Below are 2567 nucleotides of genomic sequence, written 5' to 3'. Positions count from 1 at the left end.
ACACGTTCTACATCGTCGTAGGGTAAGCGCCCAACGCCTTTTCACATTACTGTGATAGGTTTTCAAACGCTCCCCTCCGAACCGTACGTACATGTTTCCATGTATACGGCTCTCCACTTATCCTCTGAATTTCAATCTAACCTTCCAGCGTGCAGGTCAACATGACACTTTTTACACAATGCTAGTGTTTTGCGGTTGCGAGCTATCATGATTCTTTCCCAAAGTTGTTTTCCTTTTAGTTCTTTGAGTTTTTTAACATGATGCATTTCGATAGCGGTGTTTTCAGTTTGACACCACTCACATTTACTAGCCTGAAGGCGTCTGATTAGACTATTGCGTCCTGCATATATCATAGTATTTGGAACGATATCTATTTCTTTATTAGTAGTTGGATTTTCATAAACTCTTTTCAAAGGTTCATTATAGAAATATCTATGCTTCTGACCAGTTTTAGTCGTGTAAGAAATTCTAAAATTGCCTTCATGATTAAACTTTTTCATTATTTTGCTGACTGATAGTTTGTATTTGTTTGCAAAAGTTTTTACCATGCTGAATTTCATAATGTAGCGAAACTTCTGTAGGCTGTGTACATTTTTTGCTAGTTTATAATAATTATATAAACCTCTAATTTCACTATTGTATATACTTAGAATTTCTAAATTGTCGGAGTTTATTAATTCGGCCCTATGAATAGACTTCCAACTACTATCTTTTTCGATTTTAAGAACTTTGAGCTCCTTAAGTTTTCCAATCCATTTTTCCTTAGGCATGTAAATTTCGCACTTGTTTGATGCATACCTTTTGGCTATTCTACTGTTTGAGCCTTTGTATACAGCCTGAAGGTTACTTATAGTTACATCGTATCCAAGGAATCTCGCTTTCATTTTGCCGTGTGTAATGAGTGTTTTCTCTGATGATAGTTCAAGATTTAGTTTATTCTTTAGAAAAGCCGTAAGGTCTTTCTTTACTTCTTCTGCGTCCTGTTTTGAACCAATTATCCCTATTAGGAAATCGTCGGCATATCGTACATATTGAATTCTCTTAAAGCTAGAATCCATTAATTCTACTGAACTCATTGTACGTATATCTTTTTGAAGCCTTTTCACTTCACTTGTAATCTCAGTTAATTCATTGTGTGGAGCCAGTACTTTTCTATCTGCGAATTTCTTTTTTAAATACCAAAGTCGCTTATATTTTTGGGTATATACTATGTTGTTTTGTCGGCGTGTGCCTTTATCAAATAGTGTTTTATACTCTTCGATATACTTATCAAGTTCATTTAGATAAATATTTGATAGAATTGGGCTGATTATTCCTCCCTGTGGAGTGCCACTATAAGTATTATTGAATTTCCAATCTTCTAAATAACCCGCTCTAAGAAATTTCCAGATTAAATTAATGAATTTTTCATCTTTAATTTTTCTTTTTAGCAGTTTAATCAAAATGTGATGGTCAATATTGTCGAAGAAGCCTTTGATATCACCTTCTACCCACCACTTAACTCCTTTGAAGATTTTAGTTGCTTGTGTTAGTGCTGTATGACAACTGCGATTACGTCTAAATCCATGAGAATTGTTAGAAAAGGTCGGTTCGAAAACAGCTTCTAGGATGTTTCTTACGATTTCTTGAACTAATTTATCATCTATAGAGGGTATCCCTAAAGGCCTCTTTCCCCTATTTTGCCCCTTATTGATATATACTCTGCGAGATGGAGCTGGTTGATAACTTTGGTTTTTAATTCTTTCAATAATTTTATCGATACGTTCCAAACTCATACCATCAATGGTATGCCCATCTGTTCCTCTAGTCATGTTCCCTTCTTTTGCATATATTTTTTGATATGCTGCAAAGTAGAACTCCTGGTTATATAGATTTCGATACAGACGTTCAAATTTATAAGCTGGGTTAGTTGTTTTTTTATTCAGATTGTCTAATACTGCATTTGGATTTCTCATTGTGTCTCACACACCTTCCAATTTTGTTTTAGACCGGATAAGTTGCCTTCCTTCGCCATGTACTAGGCTTTCCCTAGCTCGGACTACTATGAAGGCTCCGTTGCCTTATTGGGTATTCAGAAGTCACACACCTTGTTAGTAACTTGGTGTCATTCTTCATAGCCAAATTCGCAAGTATGCCGGTGGCATCCCAACTTAGGCAATCCCCATTTAGATAGATAAAGAATAGCTTTCATAATGTCGGATGTGACGTTTGACCTTTTTCCACTTACTGTGGCTGGGAGGGAGAGACTCACTGATAGTTTATATGTACGACCTAAACTATCCTCTTTATAACCTTGTTCCCTAGTAATGTATCAACTACCTTTCATTACTCGTATCGCTGACCACCCTTGGTCTATCATTCAAGCAGTGTAGCCTTCATCCTTATTTATGAGTTTTACCTTGCCATTCAGTCGTGATCTTAGTAGTTGACCAACTTATGACTTTATCACCATGCTGTTTTCCCCTTTAGGTTTCCCTTCTAGGTGAGGTGATTGGTAATAGGTCTTTCGTGAGTTAACCTAGATTAGTGCTATTTAATCAATTCTAAATCTACCCTTATGGGCGCAC

The 2567-nt window shown here is 36.1% G+C and carries 1 protein-coding gene; it reads right to left on the bottom strand.

From position 1 onward, the window contains the following. Positions 1-131: 131 nt before the first annotated feature. On the bottom strand, positions 132-1955 hold the full coding sequence (locus MR168_RS32580; protein ID WP_001245659.1) for a reverse transcriptase/maturase family protein: 1824 nt from the start codon (positions 1953-1955) through the stop codon (positions 132-134). Between the last annotated feature and the right edge of the window lie 612 nt (positions 1956-2567).

Origin of the sequence: Bacillus cereus group sp. BfR-BA-01356, assembly GCF_022663635.1 — a bacterium.
GTDB classification, from domain to species: Bacteria; Bacillota; Bacilli; order Bacillales; family Bacillaceae_G; genus Bacillus_A; species Bacillus_A cereus.
This window is presented reverse-complemented; position numbering and strand designations above follow the sequence as displayed.

What these genes read in the sequence shown, in the direction of transcription:
- MR168_RS32580 (WP_001245659.1), bottom strand. Translation starts at nt 1,955, where the DNA reads ATGAGAAATCCAAATGCAGTATTAGACAATCTGAATAAAAAAACAACT.